Raw genomic sequence first — 21,446 nt, 5'->3', positions numbered from 1 at the left:
GTGGGGGGGGGCGGGCCATAGGCGCCCCACCGCGGTGCACCGGTGCAGCCGCCCGGAGAGGAGCCGCCGGGGCGGGAGGGCCCGCAGGGTGCCGAGGCGCCCGCCCTGCGGGGGCGCCTCTCCTCAGGGTCCCGCGCGGTCAGCCGCCGTGCTGGGAGCGTGCCTTGAAGGCGGCCTTGCGGGCCTCCTTGGCGATCTTCTTGTCGGGGTGCAGCCGCCCCATCGCCTCCAGGACGTCCGGCGTGGCCGGGTGGTCCACCCGCCAGACGGTGTCGAAGAAGCCGCTGTGCTGCCGCGCCAGACCCTCCACCAGGGCGCGCAGCTCCTCGGAGTTGCCCTCGGCCGCGAGCTGGGCGGCCACGGTGTCGATGGTCAGCCAGAAGACCATCTCCGGCGGCGGGGCCGGGACGTCCCGGGCGCCGTGCTCGGTCAGCCAGACCCGGGCCAGACCGCCCAGTTCGGCGTCGTCGAGGACCTCCCGCAGCGCGGGCTCCGCCTCGGTGCCGACCAGCGCGAGCGCCTGCTGGCAGCGCAGTCGGCGCAGGGGCGCGCCGGGGTCGGAGCCGCGGGCCGCCGCGAGGAGTTCACGGGCCGCGGTGAGCGGGCCGCGGCCGGCCAGCCACAGTTCGGTCTCGGCGTGCGCCGCGGTCGGCGGGAAGGAGGCCGTGCCGTCGAGCAGCGCGTCGGCGCCCTTGTCGGAGAGGTCGCCGACGGCGGGCGCGTCGAAGCCGGCCTCCAGCAGCCGGGTGCGCAGTCCGTACAGCCCGAGCGGGGTGAGCCGCACCATGCCGTAGCGGGCGACGTCGGTGTCGTCGACGGGCGCCGCGGGCTCCTCGTCCGCGTCGGCCATCAGCGCCTCGTCGACCGGCCGGTACGCGACGAGGCCGACGGGCTCCAGCAGCCGGAACCGGTCGTCCAGCCGCATCATGGCGTCGGACACCTGCTCCAGGACGTCGTTGGTGGGCTCACCCATGTCGCTGGGCACGATGACGGAGGCGGCCAGCGCGGGCAGCGGCACCGGCGTGTCGCCCGGTCCGTCCTCGCCGACGGTGAGCAGGTAGAGGTTGCCGAGCACCCCGTCGAGGAACTCGGCCTCGGCCTCCGGGTCCCAGTCGAGGGACGACAGGTCGACCTCGCCGCCCTCGGACATCGCGTCGACCAGGTCGTCGAGGTCGGGCACGCTCGCGTCGGCGAGCACCCCCTCCAGGGCGGTGAGCCACACCCCGAGCACGTCCTGCGGGGAGCCCGAGGTGAGCAGGGCGAGGTCCTCGCCCCGGGTGACGGTGCCCGCCTCCTCGTCGGTGATCTCGACGAGCCCGGTGTCCACGGCGGTCCGCCAGGCCTCGCTCGCGTGGGCCGCGGCGTCGTCCCCGGTCAGCCCCAGCTCCTCGGCCGCCGCCGGCAGTTGCTCCTCGACGAGCCCGCCCCCGGCGTCGACACGGGTGTCCGGGCCGGCCCAGCGGGCCAGCTTCGCGGCCCGGGCGAGCACCGGCGTGGACAGCGCGTCGCCCGCCAGCTCTGCTTCGGGACGCAACCGTGCGGGCGGCAGGGTGGAGCTGTCTGACATCGCCTGTTTTCTCCTCGCGCGCCTGGACGGCCGTGCGGCCGCGCCTCGACGGCCGTACGGCCATCCGGGCGCCGTACGGCTCAGCCGCTCAGCCTAGACGGGTTTCGCCCCATGCCGCCCGGTTCATCTCCCCGACGGGTGCAGTACATGGCCGAAACCTTGACAACCGGCTTGGCCAGGCAGGAGATTGACGCGCGTAGAAAGCGGGGGGACAAGTGTTCACTCAGTCCATCTGTGCCCTGTGGCCCCTCGCGCCCACGTCCCACCCTCGTCCCGGCGCTCTGTCACGTCCCCGGAGGGATCCCGTTGGCCAGCAAGTCCTCGGCGCGCCTCGCCGCGCTCACCGTCGCCGCCGTCTGCTCGGTGACGTCCACCGTCGTACTCACCTCGCCCGCGCACGCCGACTCCGTCCGCGTGCACGACATCCAGGGCAGCACCCGCCAGTCTCCGTACGCGGGCCTGCAGGTCACGGACGTGGCCGGAATCGTCACCGGCGTACGCGGCTACGGCTCCCGGGGCTTCTGGATCCAGGACCCGGACCCGGACGCCGACCCGGCCACCAGCGAGGGCGTCTTCGTCTTCACCAACTCCGTCCCGAAGGTCGCCGTCGGTGACGCGGTCACCGTCTCCGGCACGGTCACGGAGTACGTCCCCGGCGGCACCTCCTCCGGCAACCAGTCGCTGACCGAGATCACCCGCCCGACGTTCACCGTCGTCTCCAGCGGCAACCCGGTCCCGGCCGCGACGACCCTGTCCGCCCGGTCGGTACCGCGCGCGTACGCCCCCGAGGGCGACGCGGACGCGGGCGGCTCGGTGGACGGGCTGACCCTGCGGCCGGCGAAGTACGCCCTGGACCTGTACGAGTCCCTGGAGGGCATGAACGTCCAGGTCTCGGACGCCCGTGTGGTGGGCGCCACCGACCCGTACACCGAGCTGTGGGTCACGGTGAAGCCCTGGGAGAACGCCAACCGCCGCGGCGGCACGGTGTACGGCTCCTACGAGGCGCAGAACACCGGCCGGATCCAGATCCAGTCGCTGGGCAAGCCGGCCGACTTCCCCGACGCCAACGTGGGCGACACCCTGGCCGGCACCACCGCGGGCCCGCTGGACTACAACCAGTACGGCGGCTACACGCTGGTCGCGAGCCGGCTCGGCGCCCTGGAGGGCGGGGGCCCGGAGCGCGAGTCGACCCGGGCGCAGAGCAGCCGCGAACTGGCGGTGGCGACGTACAACGTCGAGAACCTGGACCCGTCCGACGACACCTTCGCCGCGCACGCCGAGGCGATCGTGCGGCACCTGAAGTCGCCGGACATCGTGTCCCTGGAGGAGATCCAGGACGACAACGGCGCCACGGACGACGGCACGGTGACCGCCGGCGCGACGGTCGGCAAGCTGATCGACGCCATCGCCGCGGCCGGCGGCCCGCGCTACGACTGGCGCGGGATCGACCCGGTCGACAAGGCGGACGGCGGTGAGCCCGGCGGCAACATCCGCCAGGCGTTCCTGTTCAACCCGGAGCGGGTCTCCTTCACCGACCGGGGGGCCGGCGACGCGACCACCCCGACCGGGGTGACGAAGGTGCGCGGCAAGGCGGCGCTCACCCACTCCCCCGGCCGCGTCGACCCGGCGAACCCGGCCTGGGCGAACAGCCGCAAGCCGCTGGCCGGCGAGTTCGTCTTCCGCGGCCGGACGGTCGTGGTCGTCGCCAACCACTTCAACTCCAAGGGCGGCGACCAGGGGCTGACCGCCCGGTACCAGCCGCCGTCCCGCGGTTCGGAGACCCAGCGCCACCTCCAGGCGGCGGCCGTGAACACCTTCGTCAAGGAGGTCCTCGCCGTCCAGAAGAACGCGGACGTCATCGCCCTCGGCGACATCAACGACTTCGAGTTCTCGCGGACCACCCGCATCCTGGAGGACGGCGGCGCCCTGTGGTCGGCGGTCAGGTCGCTGCCGCCGGGCGAGCGTTACTCGTACGTGTACCAGGGCAACAGCCAGGTCCTGGACCAGATCCTGGTCAGCCCGTCCGTGCGGTGGGCCGGGCGGCTGTCGTACGACAGCGTGCACATCAACGCCGAGTTCCACGACCAGGTCAGCGACCACGACCCGCAGGTGCTGCGCTTCCGTCCGTGACCGGCCCGCGGTGGGGGCGGGTTCAGCGGGGTACGAGGCCCAGGGCGTGGTCGTAGCGGTTGACCGTGCTGCTCCTGAGGCCCGGCCAGTTCTGGACCCGCTCCCACCGCGCGGTCGCCGAGCCGACGCCGTCGCCGGGAGCGGCGAGGGCGTCGAGGTGGGCCCCGGCGCTCTCCCACTCCGCGTAGTTGAGGACGCGGGTGCCGTCGGTGCTGAGGTGGAAGTGGGCGGAGATGCCTCCGGGGTGCGGCTCCGGCTCACTCGCCAGGGCGTCGAGGACCGCGTCGACCCAGGCGCGCTGCCGCTGGGGGTCGGGGCCCTCGAACTCGACGTCGACGATGACGACGCAGCCCGGGACGGCCGCCGCGCCCCCGTCCCGGGTGAGGCTGCGGTAGCGCCGGTACCGGCCGAGCCCCAGCCGCTCGATGCCCGGGACGGCGGTGTCGATCTCGTCGACGCGTTCCTGCCGGTGGGTCTTCGCGAAGGACTCGTAGGCCCCCTCGCTCGTCCACTGCGAGTGGTGCAGAAGGGTGCTGCCGTCGTGACCGGTGTAGACGTGGTAGCTCCGCAGTTCCTCGGCGGGCCAGGGGCGGTTCTCCCAGGTGCGGGCGATGGCCGCCACGGTCTGCCGCTGCCGTTCGGGGGTGCGCACGCGCCAGGTGCTGAAGAAGGGCGCCCGGACGTCGGGGCGGAGGAGTTCGGGGTGGGCCTCGGTACGGCGGGTCATGCCGGTCTCCGGTGGTCGGTGGTCCCCGGATGCGTGCGCACCGGGTGCGTGCACCACCCTCCGGCCTCGACCGAGGTTGAGGTCAAGCGCCTCCCGGTGCGGACGTGCGCGAGGGGCCTCCGGCCGGGAGGCCCCTCGTCGTGACGTCGGCAGCGGTGCCCCGTGACGCCCCTCAGCAGTGCCCGTGTCGCCGGCGCAGCAGTACGCCCGCCACGACCACCGCGCCGGCCGCCGCGCCGGCGGCCAGCACCGCACGGGGATGTCCGACCCCGGCCCGGACGGCACCGCGCGCCCGTTCCGGCACCCGCTCCTGCGCGGCGTGCCCTGCCTGGCCGGCCTTGCCCTGGACGACCTGCCCGGCCTGCCCGGCCTTCTCCTGCGCCGCGTGCCCGGCCCGGCTGGCCTTGTGCTGCGCCCGGTGGCCGGCTCGGCCCGCCTTGTGCTGCACGGTATGCCCGGCCTGCGCGGCGGAACCGCGCAGCGACACGGTCATGGCACCGGCCTTGTCCCGGAGGTCGGCGGCCCGGGCCTTGGCCCGGCCCTTCACGTCCGCCCTGCCCGCCAGCTCCTCCACGGTGTCGCCGAGTTCGCTGCGGGTCTGCTCGATCTGCCTTCGCAGCTCGTCGGGCCCCTTGGCCCCGCCGGTCGGCTGCGCGGTGGAACCGGCCCTGGTGCCGTCCCCGCTCGTCGCGTCGGTCATCGATGCGCCCTTTCCCTGATCACATCCACGTCGGTCCTGACGCTGCCGAGGGTCTCCTCGGGCTTGGGCGGTGCGGCGCGGCGCAGCTGGGAGCGGCCGGTCATGGCCAGCACGCCAGCGATCACGAAGAGCACCGCCGTCACGATGAGCGCCGCGGCCCAGACGGGCAGCACCAGCGAGAGCGCGGCGACACCCGTGCCGGCGAGGGCGATCAGACCGACGTACGCGATGGCGCCCGCGGCACCCAGCATCCCGCCGCCACGCCCGACGCGTTTGCCCTTCTCGGCCAGCTCCATCTTGGCGAGGGCCACTTCCTGGCGCACGAGCCGGGAGAGCTGTTCGGTGGCCTGACCGACGAGTTCGCCCACGGAGTGGTGTTCGTCGTGCACTGGCCTGGTGTGCATGGTCCCGGTCACGGTTCCGCCTCCTCTCGGTTCGGAGCCACCCGGGTACCCCCCGCCGCCCGGCGCTACCCCCTCCCTCTCGACCACCCCACCACGCAGCGTCGCTTAAAGGTATCTCGTAGCAAATTTAAGTGGAGCTACACGGTTCTCCCGCCGAGACTACTGCCATGACGACAGCCGAGCGCCCCGCCCCACCCCCCTTCGGCCGCACCCTGTGCGCCATGGTCACCCCCTTCACCGAGGACGGCGCCCTCGACCTCGACGGCGCCCGGCGGCTCGCCGACCGGCTGGTGGCGCGGGGCTGCGACGGGCTGGTGCTGTCCGGCACCACCGGCGAGTCGCCGACCACCACGGACGCCGAGAAGACGGCGCTGATCACGGCGGTGCGGGAGGCCGTCGGGGACCGGGCGGCGCTCGTCGCCGGGGTGGGCACGGCGGACACCCGGCACACGGTGGAGCTGGCCAGGGCCGCCGAGAAGGCGGGCGCGGACGGCCTGCTGGTGGTGGCGCCGTACTACAGCAGGCCCCCGCAGGACGCCCTGGAGGAGCACTTCCGGGAGGTCGCGGACTCCTGCGGGCTGCCGCTCGCGCTCTACGACATCCCGGGGCGCACCGGCACCCGCATCGAGCCCGACACCCTGGTGCGCCTGGCCGGGCACCCCCGGATCGTCGCCGTCAAGGACTGCTCCTACGACCTCCTAGGCACCCAGAGCGTACTGTCCCGCACCGACCTGGCGTACTACGCGGGGTGCGACGAGCAGGTCCTCGCCCTGTACGCGATCGGGGCGAGGGGGTACGTCAGCACGGTCGCGAACGTCGTACCCGAACTGTTCCGGGCCGTCCTCGACGCCTTCGACGCGGGGGACACCGGGCGGGCCGCCCTGCTCCAGCGGCGGGCGATCCCCCTCGTCGAGTCCGTCATGGCGGCGGGCCTGCCCGGCACGGTCACCGCCAAGGCCCTCCTCGGCGCGCTCGGCCTGCCCGCGGGGCCGGTCCGCGCCCCGCTGCGCCCCGCGGACCGGCCGACCACCGACCGGCTCCTCGCCACCTACGAGGAGCTGGCCGGCGCCACCGGTCAGCTCCAGGTGTAACCGTCCCCGAGCAGCAGCGTGTGCTCCAGCACGTCCTCCGCCGGGTCGTCGATCTGGCCCACGTGCACGTTGAGGAGGCCCACCCGGGGTCCGTTGTGCGAACCCGTCGTGGTCTCGTCGGCGTGCGCGGCCCCCGCCGCGCCCCAGCACACCAGCACCGCGGCGCCCGCCCCGGCCAGCAGGCGCGCCACGGTCCTCGACCGCTCGTTCGTCATACCAGGCCCTCGTTTCGTCGGATCGGCTTCTGATCGGACCCTGCGTCCACCCGTTCATCCGCCGACACCACCCCGAGGACACGCGAGATCATCCGTACGTGCGGGGGGCGCTCGAAGCACACGCTCCCGTTCCGCTGCCGGGACACCACCCGGCACGGTCCGCGCCCCGCCGGCCTGGGCCGACCGGGCCCACGTCACCGCACCGCTCGACCGCCACCGGGCCCCGAAACGCCGAGCGCCCCCGCGGCGGGCCCGGGAGGACACCGCCACGGGGGCGACTCGACCGTCACGGACCGGCCGCGGCCGGTCAGTTGTGGCTGTGCAGAATCTCGTTCAGGCCGCCCCACACCGCGTTGTTCGGGCGGGCCTCGACCGTGCCGGTGACCGAGTTGCGGCGGAAGAGGATGTTGGAGGCGCCGGACAGTTCGCGGGCCTTGACGACCTGGCCGTCGGGCATGGTCACGCGGGTGCCCGCGGTGACGTAGAGGCCGGCCTCGACCACGCACTCGTCGCCCAGCGCGATGCCGACGCCCGCCTCGGCGCCGACCAGGCAGCGCTCGCCGATGGTGATGCGCACGTTGCCGCCGCCGGAGAGGGTGCCCATGGTGGAGGCGCCGCCGCCGATGTCGGAACCGTCGCCCACGACGACGCCCGCGGAGATGCGGCCCTCGACCATCGAGGTGCCGAGCGTGCCGGCGTTGAAGTTGACGAAGCCCTCGTGCATGACCGTGGTGCCCTCGGAGAGGTGCGCGCCGAGGCGGACGCGGTCGGCGTCGGCGATGCGGACGCCCTTGGGGGCCACGTAGTCCGTCATGCGGGGGAACTTGTCGATCGAGGTCACCTGGAGGTGCAGGCCCTCGGCGCGGGCGTTGAGGCGGACCTTCTCGACGTCGTCGACGGCGACCGGGCCGAGCGAGGTCCAGGCCACGTTGGCGAGGTGGGCGAAGACGCCGTCCAGGTTCTGGCCGTGCGGCTGGACCAGGCGGTGGGAGAGCAGGTGCAGACGCAGATAGACGTCGTGCGTGTCGACCGGCTTCTCGTCCAGCGAGGAGATGACCGTGCGGACCGCGACCACCTCGACGCCCCGGCGGGCGTCCGGACCGACCGCGGCGGTGGCGCCGCCGCCGAGCAGCTCTGCGGCCTGTTCGGCGCTGAGGCGCTCGGTGCCGGACGGTCCGGGCTGGGCGGACAGTTCGGGGGCCGGGAACCAGGTGTCGAGAACGGTGCCGTCGGCGGCGATCGTGGCGAGGCCGGCGGCCACGGCGCCGGTGGTGCGGGGAGCAGTCGTGTCGGTCATGAGGGCAACCTAACCGGCCGCCGCCCGCGGAAGCGAGCCGGGCCCGCGGGCGTCTCGCGTGCCGGGCGGTACGGGGCGTTCGCCGCCGGTCGCGGTCACCGACCGGGAGGGATCACCCTCGCCAGGACCTCCCTCGCGTACGCCTCGTCGTAGGGCATGTCCGTCAGCAGGACCTGGAGGCAGATGCCGTCCAGCACGGCGACTAGGGCCCGCGCCGTGACGGGGTCCGTGCGGTCGGCGAGGAGGGCGCCGACACCCTCCGCCCACTCGGCCGCGACCGGGCGCAGGGCGGGACGGCGCAGGGCCGCCAGGTACAGCTCGTACTCCAGCTCCACGCCGGTGCGGTCGCCCGCCAGCCACGCCCCGAGGACCCGGGCCAGCTCCCCGGGCAGGTCGGCGTCCGGGTCGGACAGGGCGGGGTGCGCGGCGACCACCTTGGCGAAGCCCTCGCCCGCCTGGCGGAGCGCGGCGACGAGGAGTTCGTCGAGCGTGGCGAAGTGGTAGGTCGTGGAGCCCAGCGGGACGTCCGCCTCGGCGGCCACGGAGCGGTGGCTCAGGCCGGCGATGCCCTTGCGCCCCACCACCCGGATCGCCGCGTCGATGATCCGCCGGCGCCGCTCCGGGTCGTGGCGCCGGGTCATCAGTGCGCGCCGCCCAGGTTCAGCACCACCACGCCGACGATGATCAGCGCGATGCCGGCGGCCTTGGCCGCGGTCATCCCCTCCCCCAGGAACACCACGCCGATGGCGGCGATGGCCGCCGTGCCGACGCCCGCCCAGATGGCGTACGCGGTGCCGACGGCGAGGGTCTTCAGGGTCTGGGCGAGCAGCGTGAAGGAGAGGACGTAGGCGAGGGCCGTCAGCAGTGAGGGGACGAGCCGGGTGAAGCCCTGGCTGTACTTCATGGCGGTGGTGCCGGCGACCTCGGCGGCGATGGCTCCGGCCAGGAGCAGGTATCCCATGTGTACGAGCGTACATAACGGCGTCGTGCGGAGACGCGAGAACGGCGGCACCCGAAAAGGTGCCGCCGTCGTCGCGAGGTGCGCCTCGAACGCTGGATCAGACGTTGAAGCCGAGCGCGCGCAGCTGCTCGCGGCCGTCGTCCGTGATCTTGTCCGGGCCCCACGGCGGCATCCAGACCCAGTTGATGCGCAGCTCGCTGACGAGGCCGTCCGTGGCGGACTTGGCCTGGTCCTCGATCACGTCGGTGAGCGGACAGGCCGCCGACGTCAGGGTCATGTCGATGGTCGCGATGTTGGCGTCGTCGATGTGGACGCCGTAGATCAGGCCCAGGTTGACGACGTCGATGCCCAGCTCGGGGTCCACGACGTCCAGCAGGGCCTCGCGGACCTCCTCCTCGGAGGCCGGCTTCATTTCCACGGTCTCAGTCATGCCGTCGTCTCCTTCTCGGGGTCGGCGCCGTCCAGTGCCTGGGCCGTCGCGTCCTTCCAGGCCATCCAGCTCAGCAGGGCGCACTTGACCCGGGCCGGGTACTTCGAGACCCCGGCGAACGCGACCGCGTCCTCCAGGACCTCCTCCATCGCGTCGTCGGGCTCGATCCTGCCCTTGGACTGCATCAGCTCCAGGAAGGTCTCCTGGATCCGCCGCGCCTCACCGAGGTCCTTGCCGACCAGCAGCTCGTTCAGGACGGAGGCGCTCGCCTGGCTGATGGAGCAGCCCTGGCCCTCGTACGACACGTCGCTGATCGTCGTGCCGTCGTACTTCACGCGCAGCGTGATCTCGTCGCCGCACGTCGGGTTGACGTGGTGGACCTCGGCGTCGCCCTCCCGCAAGCCCCGCCCGTGCGGGTTCTTGTAGTGGTCCAGGATCACTTCCTGGTACATGGAGTCCAGCTTCATGCTCTTCGCTCGTCCCGTCAGCCGAAGAAGTTCCGTACGTGCTCCAGGCCGTCGACCAGTGCGTCGATCTCGGCCGGCGTGGAGTACAGATAGAACGACGCTCGCGTGGTCGCAGGAATTCCGTAGCGCAGGCAGACGGGGCGGGCGCAGTGGTGGCCGACCCGGACCGCGATGCCCTGCTCGTCGAGGACCTGGCCCACGTCGTGCGGGTGGATGTCGCCGAGCGTGAAGCTGATCGCCGCGCCGCGCTCCTCGGCCGTGGTGGGGCCGATGATGCGCAGGTCGGGGACGTCCGCGAACCGCTTCACCGCGTACTCGGTGAGCGCGTGCTCGTGGGCGAAGATCTTGTCCATGCCGATCGACCGGAGGTAGTCGATCGCCGCACCCAGCCCGACCGCCTGCGCGATCGGGGGCGTGCCCGCCTCGAACTTGTGGGGCGCCGGGGCGTACGTCGAGGAGTTCATCGAGACCGTCTCGATCATCTCGCCGCCGCCCAGGAACGGCGGGAGATCCTCCAGCAGCTCCTGGCGGCCCCACAGCACGCCGATGCCGGTCGGGCCGCACATCTTGTGGCCGGTGAAGGCCACGAAGTCGGCCTGGAGGGCCTGGACGTCCAGCGGCATGTGCGGCGCGGCCTGGGAGGCGTCGACGCAGACGAGCGCGCCGACCTCCTGGGCGCGGCGCACGATCGCCTCGACCGGGTTCTGGGTGCCCAGGATGTTGGAGACCAGCACGAAGGAGACGATCTTCGTCTTCTCGGTGATGACCTCCTCTATGTTCGAGAGGTCGAGGCGGCCGTCGTCGGTCAGGCCGAACCAGCGGAGCTTCGCGCCGGTGCGCTGCGCGAGCAGCTGCCACGGCACGATGTTGGAGTGGTGCTCCATCTCCGTGATGACGATCTCGGTCTCGTGGTCCACGCGGTAGGGCTCGTCGGCCCAGCCCAGCATGTTCGCCACGAGGTTGAGGGACTCCGAGGCGTTCTTGGTGAAGATCACCTCGTCGCGGGAGGGCGCGTTGATGAACTCCGCGACCTTGTCGCGTGCGCCCTCGTACAGCGCCGTGGCCTCCTCGGCGAGGACGTGCACGCCACGGTGGACGTTGGCGTTGTAGCGCTCGTAGTACTCACTGAGCGCGTCCAGCACCTGCCGCGGCTTCTGGCTGGTGGCCGCGTTGTCCAGGTACACGAGCTTGCGCCCGTCGTGGATCTGGCGGTCCAGGATGGGAAAGTCCTTGCGGATCGCCTCGGTGTCGAGGAGGCCCGGCAGCTGTGTCACTCGGATGCGCCGCCCTTCGTGTATGCCTCGTAGCCCTCGGCCTCCAGCTTGTCGGCCAGCTCGGCGCCCCCGGACTCGGCGATGCGGCCGTTGGCGAAGACGTGGACGTGGTCGGGCTTGATGTAGCGCAGGATGCGCGTGTAGTGCGTGATCAGCAGGGTGCCGACCTCACCGGTCTCACGGACGCGGTTGACGCCCTCGGAGACGACGCGCAGGGCGTCGACGTCCAGGCCGGAGTCGGTCTCGTCGAGGATCGCGACCTTCGGCTTGAGCAGCTCCAGCTGGAGGATCTCGTGCCGCTTCTTCTCACCGCCGGAGAAGCCCTCGTTGACGTTGCGCTCGGCGAAGGCGGGGTCCATGTTGAGGCGCTCCATGGCCTCCTTGACCTCCTTCACCCAGGTGCGCAGCTTGGGGGCCTCGCCGCGGACGGCGGTGGCGGAGGTGCGCAGGAAGTTGGAGACCGAGACGCCGGGGACCTCGACCGGGTACTGCATGGCGAGGAAGAGGCCGGCGCGGGCGCGCTCGTCGACGGACATCTCCAGGACGTCCTCGCCGTCGAGGGTGACGGTGCCGCCGGTGATCGTGTACTTGGGGTGACCCGCGAGCGAGTAGGCGAGGGTCGACTTGCCGGAGCCGTTCGGGCCCATGATGGCGTGCGTCTCGCCCTGCTTCACGGTGAGGTCGACGCCCTTGAGGATCTCCTTCGTGGCGTTGTCGGCCTCGACGGTGACGTGCAGGTCTCGGATTTCAAGCGTTGCCATGGGTGCCTCAGGACTCCTGGGTGAGGGAGACGAGCACGTCGTCCCCTTCGATCTTTACGGGGTAAACGGGGACGGGGCGCGTCGCCGGAAGACTGTCGGGCTTGCCGGACCGGAGGTCGAAGCGCGAGCCGTGCAGCCAGCACTCGATGTGGCAGTCGTCGACCTCGCCCTCGGCGAGCGAGACGTTCGCGTGCGAGCAGATGTCGTTGATCGCGAAGATCTCGCCCTCGGTCCGCACGACGGAGATCGGCGTGCCGTCGAGTTCCACCCGCTTCGGGGTGTCCTCCTCCAGCTCGTCCGCTCCGCAGACGCGTACGAAGGTCATGCGACCGACGCCTCCAGCTCCTCCGCGATCTTGGCGAGCAGGCGCTCCTCGATGTCCGGGACACCGATCTGCTGGACCAGCTCGGCGAAGAAGCCGTGGACCACCAGGCGGCGGGCGTCCAGCTCCGGGATGCCGCGCGCCATCAGGTAGAAGAGCTGCTCGTCGTCGAAGCGGCCGGTGGCGGAGGCGTGGCCGGCGCCGACGATCTCGCCGGTCTCGATCTCCAGGTTCGGCACCGAGTCGACCCGCGCGCCGTCCGTGAGGACGAGGTTGCGGTTCATCTCGTAGGTGTCGGTGCCCTCGGCCGCGGCCTCGATGAGCACGTCGCCGATCCAGACGGCGTGCGCGTCGTCGCCCTGGAGCGCGCCCTTGTAGACGACGTTGGACTTGCAGTGCGGGACGTTGTGGTCGACCAGGAGGCGGTGCTCCTGGTGCTGGCCCCGGTCGGTGAAGTACAGGCCGAACAGCTCGGCCTCGCCGCCGGGACCGGCGTAGGCGACCCGGGGGTGCAACCGGACCAGGTCGCCGCCGAAGGTGACCACGAAGGACTTGAAGGTCGCGTCCCGGCCGATCAGCGCGTTGTGCTGGCCGACGTGCACGGCCTTGTCGTCCCAGTCCTGGACGGAGACGACGGTCAGCTTGGCGCCGTCGCCGAGGACGTAGTCGACGTTGGCCGCGAGGACCGCGTCACCGGTGTGGTCGATGACGACGACGGCCTCGGCGAAGGCACCCAGCTCGACGACCTGGTGGGCGTAGGCGGTGCCGCCCTCACCGTGCACCCTGATGCGGATCGGCTCGGTGAGGACCGTCTCCTTGGGGACGGTGATCACGCCGGCCTTCTCGAACGCCGAGTAGGCCTGGGCGGCGACCCGGTCCACCGGGGTGCCGGCCCGGCCGATGCGCGCGTCGTCGCGGCCGACGGTCTCGACGACGACGGCCTCGGGCGCCTCGACGTCGACCTTCACGCCGTCACCGGTGGCGACCGCGGTGCCGTCGTGCAGCCCGCGCAGCCGCTCCAGCGGGGTGAACCGCCACTCCTCCTCGCGGCCGTGCGGGACCGGGAAGTCCGCCACGTCGAAGGACGCGGGCGCGCTCATGCGCGTGGCGACGGTCGACTCGGCGGCCACCGCGATCGTGCCCGCGGTGGTGGACCCCACGGGGATGTTCTGAGCCTCAGCCATGGCTGTCGGTCTGCTCTCTTCCTACGTCAGAAATCTGGCGACTGCTTCGGGGCGGGTCTTAACCGACCGCGCCTTCCATCTGCAGCTCGATCAGCCGGTTGAGCTCCAGGGCGTACTCCATGGGCAGCTCCTTGGCGATCGGCTCGACGAAGCCGCGCACGATCATCGCCATCGCCTCGAACTCGCTCAGACCGCGGCTCATCAGGTAGAAGAGCTGGTCCTCGGAGACCTTGGAGACGGTCGCCTCGTGGCCCATGGACACGTCGTCCTCGCGGACGTCCACGTAGGGGTACGTGTCGGAGCGCGAGATGGTGTCGACGAGCAGCGCGTCGCACAGCACGTTCGACTTGGAGCCGTGGGCGCCCTCGCCGATCTCGACGAGACCGCGGTAGGAGGTGCGGCCGCCGCCGCGCGCCACGGACTTCGAGACGATGTTGGACGAGGTGTTCGGCGCCATGTGGACCATCTTGGAGCCGGCGTCCTGGTGCTGGCCCTCGCCCGCGAAGGCGATGGAGAGGGTCTCGCCCTTGGCGTGCTCGCCCATCAGGTAGACGGCCGGGTACTTCATCGTCACCTTGGAGCCGATGTTGCCGTCGATCCACTCCATGGTCGCGCCCTCGTACGCCACGGCGCGCTTGGTGACCAGGTTGTAGACGTTGTTCGACCAGTTCTGGATGGTCGTGTAGCGGCAGCGGGCGTTCTTCTTGACGATGATCTCGACCACGGCGGAGTGCAGGGAGTCCGACTTGTAGATCGGAGCCGTGCAGCCCTCGACGTAGTGCACGTAGGCACCCTCGTCGACGATGATCAGGGTCCGCTCGAACTGGCCCATGTTCTCCGTGTTGATACGGAAGTAGGCCTGGAGCGGGATCTCGACGTGCACGCCCTTCGGCACGTAGATGAAGGAGCCGCCGGACCACACCGCGCTGTTCAGCGAGGCGAACTTGTTGTCACCGACGGGGATGACGGTCCCGAAGTACTCCTTGAAGAGCTCCGGGTGCTCCTTCAGCGCCGTGTCGGTGTCGAGGAAGATGACGCCCTGCTCCTCCAGGTCCTCGCGGATCTGGTGGTAGACGACCTCGGACTCGTACTGGGCGGCGACACCGGCGACGAGGCGCTGCTTCTCGGCCTCGGGGATGCCGAGCTTGTCGTACGTGTTCTTGATGTCCTCGGGCAGGTCCTCCCAGGACTCCGCCTGCTTCTCCGTGGAGCGCACGAAGTACTTGATGTTGTCGAAGTCGATGCCCGACAGGTCCGAGCCCCAGTTCGGCATGGGCTTCTTCTCGAAGAGGCGCAGGCCCTTGAGGCGGAGCTTGGTCATCCACTCCGGCTCGTTCTTCTTGGCGGAGATGTCGCGGACGACGTCCTCGTTGATGCCGCGCTTGGCAGAGGCGCCGGCCGTGTCGGAGTCGGCCCAGCCGTATTCGTACTTGCCCAGGCCCTCGAGCTCAGGGTGAGCAGTCTCCGTGGGGAGAGTCATGCGGGGTTCCTCCCGGCCGTGCTTGCAGATGCGTTAGCGGTGTTCGTGGGCGCTTGCGCCGCGGGGGGCGGCGCGTGCGAAGTCTTCGGAATGAACGTGGTGCAGACCCCGTCGCCGTGCGCGATGGTCGCGAGTCGCTGTACATGCGTACCGAGCAGCTCGGCGAAAAATTCCGTCTCCGCCTCGCACAGCTGCGGGAACTGCTCGGCGACGTGCGCGACCGGGCAGTGGTGCTGGCACAGCTGCTCGCCCTGCTGGGGGTGGGGCGCGCTCCGCGCGGTAGCAGCGTACCCGTCCGCACTCAGGGCCTTGGCCAGCGCTTCCGTGCGCCGGTCGGGGGCGGCCGCCTCGACCGCCTTGCGGTACGCACCGGCCTGACCGGCGATCCGGGCCCGGGCGAAGGCGGCGATCGCCTGCTCCCCGCCCTCCTGCTCGGCGATCCAGCGCAGGGCGTCGGCGGCCAGCTTGTCGTACGACTGGTCGAAGGCGTCCCGGCCGCAGTCGGTGAGCGCGAAGACCTTGGCGGGTCGCCCGCGCGTGCGCGTGCCGTAGACCCGCTGTTCGCGGGGTTCGACCACGTCGTCGGCGACCAGCGCGTCGAGATGGCGCCGGACGGCCGCCTGGGTCAGGCCCAGACGCCCGGCGAGCGCGGCGACGGTCGACGGCCCGTGGTCCAGGATGGAGCGCGCGACGCGGTTGCGGGTGGACCGCTCACCGGTCGCGAGTTCCTCCTGCGGAGCCTCGCCAACGTTTTTCACAACGCCATTGTTGCGTAATTCCTCCGGGGCGGGCAAGCCGCGTCGCGATCATCGGACGGTGCCCTGCGTCACTTAGGTATACCTAATCTGACCTGCGGAAACGATCTTTGATCGATCAATCCGGTGGCGCCCCGCACGGGTCTGCGGGACACTCCGCGACATGCCGACACCCCCTCCCACCGGCCCACTCGTCACCCGGGGCACGATCGCCGCCGGACTGCGCGAGATGGGTGTGCGGAGCGACGACACGCTCCTCGTGCACTCCTCCCTCAGCTCCCTCGGATGGGTCTGCGGCGGGCCCGTCGCGGTCGTCCAGGGACTGCTCGACGCGCTCGGACCGGACGGCACGCTGGTGGTCCCCACGCAGACCGGCGACCTCTCGGACCCGGCCCTGTGGAAGAGCCCGCCGGTACCCGAGGAGTGGTGGGACACCGTCCGCCGGGCGATGCCGCCCTACGATCCCCTGATCACGCCCTCCCGCGGGGTCGGGGTGGTCCCCGAGACCGTGCGCACCTGGCCGGGCGCGCTTCGCAGCGCACACCCGCAGACGTCCTTCGCGGCCCTCGGCCCGCGCGCCGCCGAGGTGGTCGCCGGGCACGCGACCGACTGCCGGCTCGGCGAGCGCAGCCCGCTGGCGACCCTGGAGCGGCTGGGCGCCCGGGTGCTGCTGATGGGCGCCGGCTACGAGGCGTGCACCGCCTTCCACCTCGCCGAGTACCGGATCGCCTCGCCGGTGGTGGAGGTGGGGCGGCCGGGCCTGGTGGGCTGGGAGCGGGTGACGGAGGTGTCGATCACCTCGGAGCGGTTCGACGAACTGGGGCACGACTTCGAACGGGACCGGCCGGTGGGGCGCGGACGGGTCGGCGCCGCCGTCGCCCGGCTGTTCCCGCTGGCCGACGCGGTCGCCTATGCGGAGCGCTGGCTGCCGACGCACCGGCCGCGGGCGTAGGGGCGCGGCCCGGCGGGCGGCGGTGCGGTGTCCACGGGGCGGCCCGGCGGGCCGCGGTGCGGTGCCCGACCCGGCCGCGCGCGCCGGCCGCCGCCCCGCGCTCCGGCCGCGTCCGAGGACGCGCGGGTACGACACCCCGGCCGCCCCCCTCCGTTCCGCGCCGACAGGTGCCCCCGCGTGCGCCCCCGGCGGGCGGTGCGCCGCCCCCTGCGGAGGAGATCCCGCACCCCCGCGCCCGGGCCCCCGGCCGCGTACCTAGACTCGTGACCCATGCGAAGCGAGCCCGTGGTCCAGGTCCAGGCCCTGGTGAAGCGGTACGGCACGAAGACCGCGGTGGACGGCCTCGACCTGGTGGCCCGGGCGGGTGTCACCGCCGTGCTCGGCCCCAACGGGGCGGGCAAGACCACCACGGTGGAGACCTGCGAGGGATACCGGCGGCCGGACTCCGGCACCGTGCGCGTCCTCGGCCTGGACCCGGTGCGCCAGGGCGCCGAGCTGCGCCCCCGCATCGGCGTGATGCTCCAGTCCGGCGGTGTCTACTCCGGCGCCCGCGCCGACGAGATGCTCCGCCACGTCGCGAAGCTGCACGCCCACCCGCTGGACGTGGACGCGCTGATCGAGCGGCTCGGGCTCGGCTCGTGCGGCCGGACCACGTACCGCAGGCTCTCCGGCGGCCAGCAGCAGCGGCTCGCCCTCGCGATGGCCGTGGTCGGCCGCCCGGAGCTGGTCTTCCTGGACGAGCCGACGGCCGGCCTGGACCCGCAGGCCCGCCGCGCCACCTGGGACCTCGTGCGGGACCTGCGCGGCGACGGCGTCGCGGTGATCCTCACCACCCACCACATGGACGAGGCCGAGCAGCTCGCCGACGACGTCGCCATCATCGACGCCGGCCGGGTCGTCGCCCAGGGCTCCCCGGAGGAGCTGTGCCGCGGCGGCGCCGAGAACACCCTGCGGTTCTCCGGCCGCCCCGGACTGGACGTCGCCTCGCTGCTCAAGGCGCTGCCCGCGGACTCCACGGCGGCCGAGCTGACCCCGGGCTCCTACCGTGTCAACGGCAAGATCGACCCCCAGCTGCTGGCGACGGTGACCTCCTGGTGCGCCCAGCACGGGGTGATGCCGGACCGGATCTCGGTGGAGCGGCACACCCTGGAGGACGTCTTCCTGGAACTGACCGGCAAGGAACTGCGCTCATGACGACGACCACCGGCCCCTACACGCCGAGGCCCGGTGCCGCGCCGCTCGGCCGCATGATCGCCGCGCAGGCCGTGCTGGAGACGAAGATGCTGCTGCGCAACGGCGAGCAGCTGCTGCTGACGGTGGTCATCCCGACCCTGCTGCTCGTCCTGTTCAGCACGGTCGACATCATCGACACCGGCGCCGGCGAGGCCGTCGACTTCCTCGCCCCCGGCGTCCTGGCGCTCGCCGTGCTGTCGACGGCGTTCACCGGGCAGGCCATCGCCACCGGCTTCGAACGCCGGTACGGGGTGCTGAAGCGGCTGGCCGCCTCGCCGCTGCCGCGCTGGGGCCTGATGACCGCCAAGACGGTGTCCGTCCTGGTCACCGAGGTGCTCCAGATCGTCCTGCTCACCGTGATCGCCTTCGCGCTGGGCTGGTCGCCGCACGGCAACCCCTTCGCCGTGCTGCTGCTCCTGGTCCTCGGCACGGCCGCCTTCTCGGGGCTCGGGCTGCTCATGGCCGGCACGCTGAAGGCGGAGGCGACGCTGGCCGCGGCCAACCTGGTCTTCCTGCTGCTGCTGGTGGGCGGCGGCGTGATCGTGCCGCTGGAGGAGTTCCCGGACGCGGCGCGGAGCGTGCTGGGGCTGCTGCCGATCTCCGCCCTGTCGGACGGACTGCGGGACGTGCTCCAGCACGGGGCCGGAATGCCGTGGGGGGACGTCGGGATCCTCGCCGCGTGGGCGGTCGCGGGGCTCGCGGCGGCCGGGAGGTTCTTCCGCTGGGAGTAGGCGGGCGCCCGGTGGACGACCCCCTCGTGAAAGCGTGCACAAGCGGGCGCCTACGATGGACCGCGTGCCAAACGTGACCCGTGCCGACGCCGCAGCCGCCGTGCGCAACCCGCTCGCCTTCATCGCCGCGCGCTGGACCCCGGACCCCCGGACGGTTCAGCGGGCGGCCCTCGTCGCGCTCGCCATGTCGGTGGTCATCGTGATCACCGGCGGCGCGGTGCGCCTGACCGGCTCGGGCCTCGGCTGCCCGACCTGGCCCAAGTGCACCGACGACTCGCTGGCCACCACCCGCGAGATGGGCTTCCACGGCGTCATCGAGTTCGGCAACCGCCTGCTGACCTACGTGCTGTGCGCCGCGGTCGGCTGGGCGATCATCGCCGCGCGGTCGCAGAAGCCGTACCGGCGCAGCCTGACGCGGCTGGGCTGGGCGCAGTTCTGGATCGTGATGGGCAACGCGATCCTCGGCGGCATCGTGGTCCTCGTCGGCCTGAACCCGTACACCGTCGCGGCGCACTTCCTGCTGTCGACGGCTCTCATCGCGGTCGCGACCGTGATGTGGCAGCGCACCCGGGAGGGCGACGGGGCGCCGCGCCCGCTGGTCGGCGGCTCCGTCCGCCAGCTGGTGTGGGTCATGATCGTCGTCTCGGCCCTGCTGATCGCGGTGGGCACGGTGGTCACCGGCGCGGGCCCGCACGCGGGCGACTCCAGCGAGGTCGAGCGGATGCCGATCGACTGGGAGACGGTGAGCAAGGCGCACGCCGTGCTGGCCTGGATCGTGGTCACGCTGACCTTCGCCCTGTGGTTCGTGCTGAAGGCGGTCGACGCGCCCAAGGGCCCCCTGGCCCGCACCCGCGACCTGTTCCTGGTGCTGCTCGCCCAGGGCGTCATCGGGTACGTGCAGTACTTCACCGACCTCCCCGAGGTCCTGGTCGGACTGCACATGTTCGGTTCCTGCCTGGTGTGGATCGCGACGCTGCGGGTGCTGCTGGCGCTGCGCGAGCGGACGCCGGAGGACGGGCCCGGACTGCCGGCCCAGGAGGCCGAGGCGGCGCACGCGTCGCCGGCCGGCCTCCGCTAGCCCCGGCCCGCCACCGGGTCACCCCAGTCCGTACACCCGCTCGGCGTTCCCCGAGGCGATCATGCCCGCCACCCGCTGCGCGTCCCCGAGCGACCACGCCCCCTCGGCCGCCCAGGTGCCCAGCACCCGGCCCAGGGCGTCGCGGAACAGGCGGGCGGCGACCACATGCAGCTCGGGCAGGCCCTGGGCTCCGCTGGAGAACAGGATCTTGCCGAAGGGCGCCAGTTCCAGGATCTCCGCGAGGACCGTCGCCGCGCGGGCGCCGGTGCGCACCAGGGCGGCGCCGGAGTCGGCGTAGACGTGCGGGAAGACGCCGGCCAGGTGGGCGGCCTGGCGGTGGTACGGGTAGCCGTGCAGCAGGACCAGGTCGGTGCCGAGGCCCGCGGTGGCCCGCACGAAGTCGGTGAGCAGCACCGGGTCGGTGCGGTCGATGCGCAGGCCCGGTTCGCCGAGGCCGGCGTGCAGCTGGAGCGGCAGTCCCGAGGCGACGGCGATCCACAGCAGGTGGCGCAGGAGGACGGGGTCGCTCAGCTCGCCGCCGACCTCGCGTCCGGTCAGCCAGCGGGCGGCGGCGCCGCGCACCTCGCCCGGCCCCGGGGGTTCGGGCGCGAGCGCGAGGCCGTGCCGTACGCCGGCGACCGAGGTGAAGGCGACCGCGTCGGCGGCGGCGCCGTGCACCGCCTCGGCGAGGTTGGCGAGGAAGGAGTCGACGGTGCCGGAGGTGTCGGCGACCTGCTCCGCCAGCAGCTCCAGGCGCACGATCTCGTGCGTGTCGGCGTCCGCGGCACAGGCCATCTCCGAGGGGCCCGTGAGGTCACCGGGCAGCCCCGCGTCGACGAGGTAGGTCGTGATGCCGCTGCCGCGCAGCAGGCGGCGGTCCGCCTCCAGGACGCCCAGCTCGCGGCGCCGGGCCAGGTAGCGGGCGGGCGGGCAGTGCGGTTCCAGGCCGAGCAGGGGCGGGCACCAGCGGCGTACCGCGAAGCCGGTCTGGGTGTCGAAGAGGGTGGTGCCCGGTGCGGGCGGTCCCTCGGTGCGGGCCAGCTGGGCCTCGAAGGTGCCGAGGCCCAGCTCCGTTCTCAGGACGCCGTGGCAGTACTGGTCCACCAGGGACGGCGTTTCGATCATCCGGGCTCCCCGTGATGGGACCGTGCGCCGCGCGGCGCGTACGCCCCGCGGCTCTCACGGTCCTAACGGGTGAACCCGGTCTCAGGTGTTGCTCGGCCCGCCCACCTGGATGCCGGCCATGCGCGACCACTCGTAGGGGCCGGTCTCCACCTTGGCCGCGAACTCGCCGTCGAAGTCCTCGTGGACGGTGATGCCCGACTTCTCCACGGCCTTGCGGGCCGTCTCGTGGGAGCGCGCGACGACGTCGCCCCAGGCGCCGTCCGCGCCGACCAGCACGATCCGGGCGCCGCGCTCACCGAGGTAGGCCACCTGGCCCTCGGCGCCGCCGTGCGCCTTCGAGAAGGAGTCGATCCGCCGGGCGAGTCGGGCCGCCTCGCGCTCGGCCTTCGCGTCAACCTGCTGCGTGTCTGCCATGACCAGGATGCTACCGACGGGTAGATCGATCGGCGACGGGCGGGGGGGGGGGGGGGGGGGGGGGAGGGGGGGGGGGGGGGGGGGGCGGGGGGGGGGGGGGGGCGGGGGGGGGGGGGGGGGAGGGGGGGGGGGGGGGAGGGGGAGGAAA

At 72.5% G+C, this 21,446-nt stretch carries 24 protein-coding genes; 6 read left to right on the top strand and 18 right to left on the bottom strand.

The window, feature by feature from the left end; genetic code table 11:
- Positions 1 to 139: 139 nt before the first annotated feature.
- Complete coding sequence (locus AC07FV_RS05145; protein ID WP_479084713.1) at positions 140 to 1,567, bottom strand: hypothetical protein; 1,428 nt, start codon at positions 1,565 to 1,567, stop codon at positions 140 to 142.
- 306 nt (positions 1,568 to 1,873) lie between these two features.
- Here AC07FV_RS05145 and AC07FV_RS05140 point away from each other — a divergent pair, with 306 nt between their 5' ends.
- Entirely contained in the window at positions 1,874 to 3,697 is a 1,824-nt protein-coding gene (locus AC07FV_RS05140; protein WP_479084711.1) for an endonuclease/exonuclease/phosphatase family protein, read from the top strand.
- A gap of 22 nt (positions 3,698 to 3,719) precedes the next feature.
- On the opposite strand, the gene AC07FV_RS05135 is transcribed toward AC07FV_RS05140, so the two are convergent.
- The 3 genes from AC07FV_RS05135 to AC07FV_RS05125 all read right to left on the bottom strand — a co-directional run bounded on the left by AC07FV_RS05135 (position 3,720) and on the right by AC07FV_RS05125 (position 5,540).
- Positions 3,720 to 4,424 carry an antibiotic biosynthesis monooxygenase gene (locus tag AC07FV_RS05135; protein ID WP_479084709.1) on the bottom strand — a complete coding sequence of 235 codons (705 nt, stop codon included), beginning with the start codon at positions 4,422 to 4,424 and terminating at the stop codon, positions 3,720 to 3,722.
- Positions 4,425 to 4,596: 172 nt separating this feature from the next.
- The gene (locus tag AC07FV_RS05130) at positions 4,597 to 5,124 is read right to left on the bottom strand and encodes a DUF3618 domain-containing protein (protein ID WP_479084708.1); all 528 of its coding nucleotides are present in this window, start codon (positions 5,122 to 5,124) and stop codon (positions 4,597 to 4,599) included.
- A complete protein-coding gene (locus AC07FV_RS05125; protein WP_356607807.1) occupies positions 5,121 to 5,540 on the bottom strand; it encodes a phage holin family protein in 420 nt (139 codons plus the stop codon). The genes AC07FV_RS05130 and AC07FV_RS05125 overlap by 4 nt, the downstream gene beginning before the upstream one ends.
- 155 nt (positions 5,541 to 5,695) lie before the next feature.
- Between AC07FV_RS05125 and dapA the strand changes: the two genes are divergently transcribed.
- Positions 5,696 to 6,619 carry a 4-hydroxy-tetrahydrodipicolinate synthase gene (gene dapA, locus AC07FV_RS05120; RefSeq protein WP_479084707.1) on the top strand — a complete coding sequence of 308 codons (924 nt, stop codon included), beginning with the start codon at positions 5,696 to 5,698 and terminating at the stop codon, positions 6,617 to 6,619.
- On the opposite strand, the gene AC07FV_RS05115 is transcribed toward dapA, so the two are convergent.
- From AC07FV_RS05115 to AC07FV_RS05060, 12 genes are all read right to left on the bottom strand, one after another.
- Entirely contained in the window at positions 6,604 to 6,834 is a 231-nt protein-coding gene (locus AC07FV_RS05115) for a hypothetical protein (RefSeq protein ID WP_356607811.1), read from the bottom strand. The genes dapA and AC07FV_RS05115 overlap by 16 nt on opposite strands.
- Before the next feature lie 307 nt (positions 6,835 to 7,141).
- Positions 7,142 to 8,131 carry a 2,3,4,5-tetrahydropyridine-2,6-dicarboxylate N-succinyltransferase gene (gene dapD / locus AC07FV_RS05110; RefSeq protein ID WP_479084705.1) on the bottom strand — a complete coding sequence of 330 codons (990 nt, stop codon included), beginning with the start codon at positions 8,129 to 8,131 and terminating at the stop codon, positions 7,142 to 7,144.
- A gap of 95 nt (positions 8,132 to 8,226) precedes the next feature.
- A complete protein-coding gene (locus AC07FV_RS05105; RefSeq protein ID WP_479084703.1) occupies positions 8,227 to 8,772 on the bottom strand; it encodes a TetR/AcrR family transcriptional regulator in 546 nt (181 codons plus the stop codon).
- Positions 8,772 to 9,092, bottom strand: a complete 321-nt coding sequence (locus tag AC07FV_RS05100; RefSeq protein WP_384693128.1) for a DMT family transporter — start codon at positions 9,090 to 9,092, stop codon at positions 8,772 to 8,774. The genes AC07FV_RS05105 and AC07FV_RS05100 overlap by 1 nt, the downstream gene beginning before the upstream one ends.
- Before the next feature lie 97 nt (positions 9,093 to 9,189).
- A complete protein-coding gene (locus AC07FV_RS05095) occupies positions 9,190 to 9,522 on the bottom strand; it encodes a metal-sulfur cluster assembly factor (protein ID WP_064727279.1) in 333 nt (110 codons plus the stop codon).
- The gene (gene sufU, locus AC07FV_RS05090; protein WP_384693124.1) at positions 9,519 to 9,989 is read right to left on the bottom strand and encodes a Fe-S cluster assembly sulfur transfer protein SufU; all 471 of its coding nucleotides are present in this window, start codon (positions 9,987 to 9,989) and stop codon (positions 9,519 to 9,521) included. The genes AC07FV_RS05095 and sufU overlap by 4 nt, the downstream gene beginning before the upstream one ends.
- A 17-nt stretch (positions 9,990 to 10,006) precedes the next feature.
- Positions 10,007 to 11,263 (bottom strand): cysteine desulfurase, encoded by a 1,257-nt coding sequence (locus AC07FV_RS05085; protein WP_479084701.1) that lies wholly within the window; start codon positions 11,261 to 11,263, stop codon positions 10,007 to 10,009.
- Positions 11,260 to 12,024: a Fe-S cluster assembly ATPase SufC gene (sufC, locus tag AC07FV_RS05080; protein WP_383647647.1), complete on the bottom strand. Its 765-nt coding sequence runs from the start codon at positions 12,022 to 12,024 to the stop codon at positions 11,260 to 11,262. Before sufC ends, AC07FV_RS05085 begins: the two co-directional genes overlap by 4 nt.
- Before the next feature lie 7 nt (positions 12,025 to 12,031).
- Positions 12,032 to 12,349, bottom strand: a complete 318-nt coding sequence (locus tag AC07FV_RS05075) for a non-heme iron oxygenase ferredoxin subunit (protein ID WP_356607825.1) — start codon at positions 12,347 to 12,349, stop codon at positions 12,032 to 12,034.
- On the bottom strand, positions 12,346 to 13,530 hold the full coding sequence (gene sufD, locus AC07FV_RS05070) for a Fe-S cluster assembly protein SufD (protein ID WP_479084699.1): 1,185 nt from the start codon (positions 13,528 to 13,530) through the stop codon (positions 12,346 to 12,348). Before sufD ends, AC07FV_RS05075 begins: the two co-directional genes overlap by 4 nt.
- A 58-nt stretch (positions 13,531 to 13,588) precedes the next feature.
- Positions 13,589 to 15,010, bottom strand: coding sequence for a Fe-S cluster assembly protein SufB (gene sufB, locus AC07FV_RS05065; protein ID WP_003976894.1), 1,422 nt, complete (start codon positions 15,008 to 15,010; stop codon positions 13,589 to 13,591).
- A complete protein-coding gene (locus AC07FV_RS05060; protein ID WP_384693113.1) occupies positions 15,007 to 15,768 on the bottom strand; it encodes a helix-turn-helix transcriptional regulator in 762 nt (253 codons plus the stop codon). The genes sufB and AC07FV_RS05060 overlap by 4 nt, the downstream gene beginning before the upstream one ends.
- A 160-nt stretch (positions 15,769 to 15,928) precedes the next feature.
- On the opposite strand from AC07FV_RS05060, the gene AC07FV_RS05055 reads away from it, so the two are divergent.
- From AC07FV_RS05055 to AC07FV_RS05040, 4 genes are all read left to right on the top strand, one after another.
- Positions 15,929 to 16,717, top strand: a complete 789-nt coding sequence (locus AC07FV_RS05055; RefSeq protein ID WP_479084697.1) for an AAC(3) family N-acetyltransferase — start codon at positions 15,929 to 15,931, stop codon at positions 16,715 to 16,717.
- Between the two features lie 270 nt (positions 16,718 to 16,987).
- Entirely contained in the window at positions 16,988 to 17,911 is a 924-nt protein-coding gene (locus AC07FV_RS05050; protein WP_383647658.1) for an ABC transporter ATP-binding protein, read from the top strand.
- Positions 17,908 to 18,681, top strand: coding sequence for an ABC transporter permease (locus AC07FV_RS05045; protein ID WP_479084695.1), 774 nt, complete (start codon positions 17,908 to 17,910; stop codon positions 18,679 to 18,681). Before AC07FV_RS05050 ends, AC07FV_RS05045 begins: the two co-directional genes overlap by 4 nt.
- Before the next feature lie 55 nt (positions 18,682 to 18,736).
- The gene (locus tag AC07FV_RS05040; RefSeq protein ID WP_479084694.1) at positions 18,737 to 19,759 is read left to right on the top strand and encodes a COX15/CtaA family protein; all 1,023 of its coding nucleotides are present in this window, start codon (positions 18,737 to 18,739) and stop codon (positions 19,757 to 19,759) included.
- A gap of 18 nt (positions 19,760 to 19,777) precedes the next feature.
- Here AC07FV_RS05040 and AC07FV_RS05035 read toward each other — a convergent pair whose 3' ends face one another.
- Positions 19,778 to 20,884, bottom strand: coding sequence for an amidohydrolase family protein (locus AC07FV_RS05035; protein WP_479084693.1), 1,107 nt, complete (start codon positions 20,882 to 20,884; stop codon positions 19,778 to 19,780).
- A gap of 81 nt (positions 20,885 to 20,965) precedes the next feature.
- Positions 20,966 to 21,298: a hypothetical protein gene (locus tag AC07FV_RS05030; protein ID WP_356607841.1), complete on the bottom strand. Its 333-nt coding sequence runs from the start codon at positions 21,296 to 21,298 to the stop codon at positions 20,966 to 20,968.
- Positions 21,299 to 21,446 lie beyond the last annotated feature (148 nt).

The sequence above is a fragment of the Streptomyces sp. NPDC045956 genome, from assembly GCF_056430705.1.
This window is presented reverse-complemented; position numbering and strand designations above follow the sequence as displayed.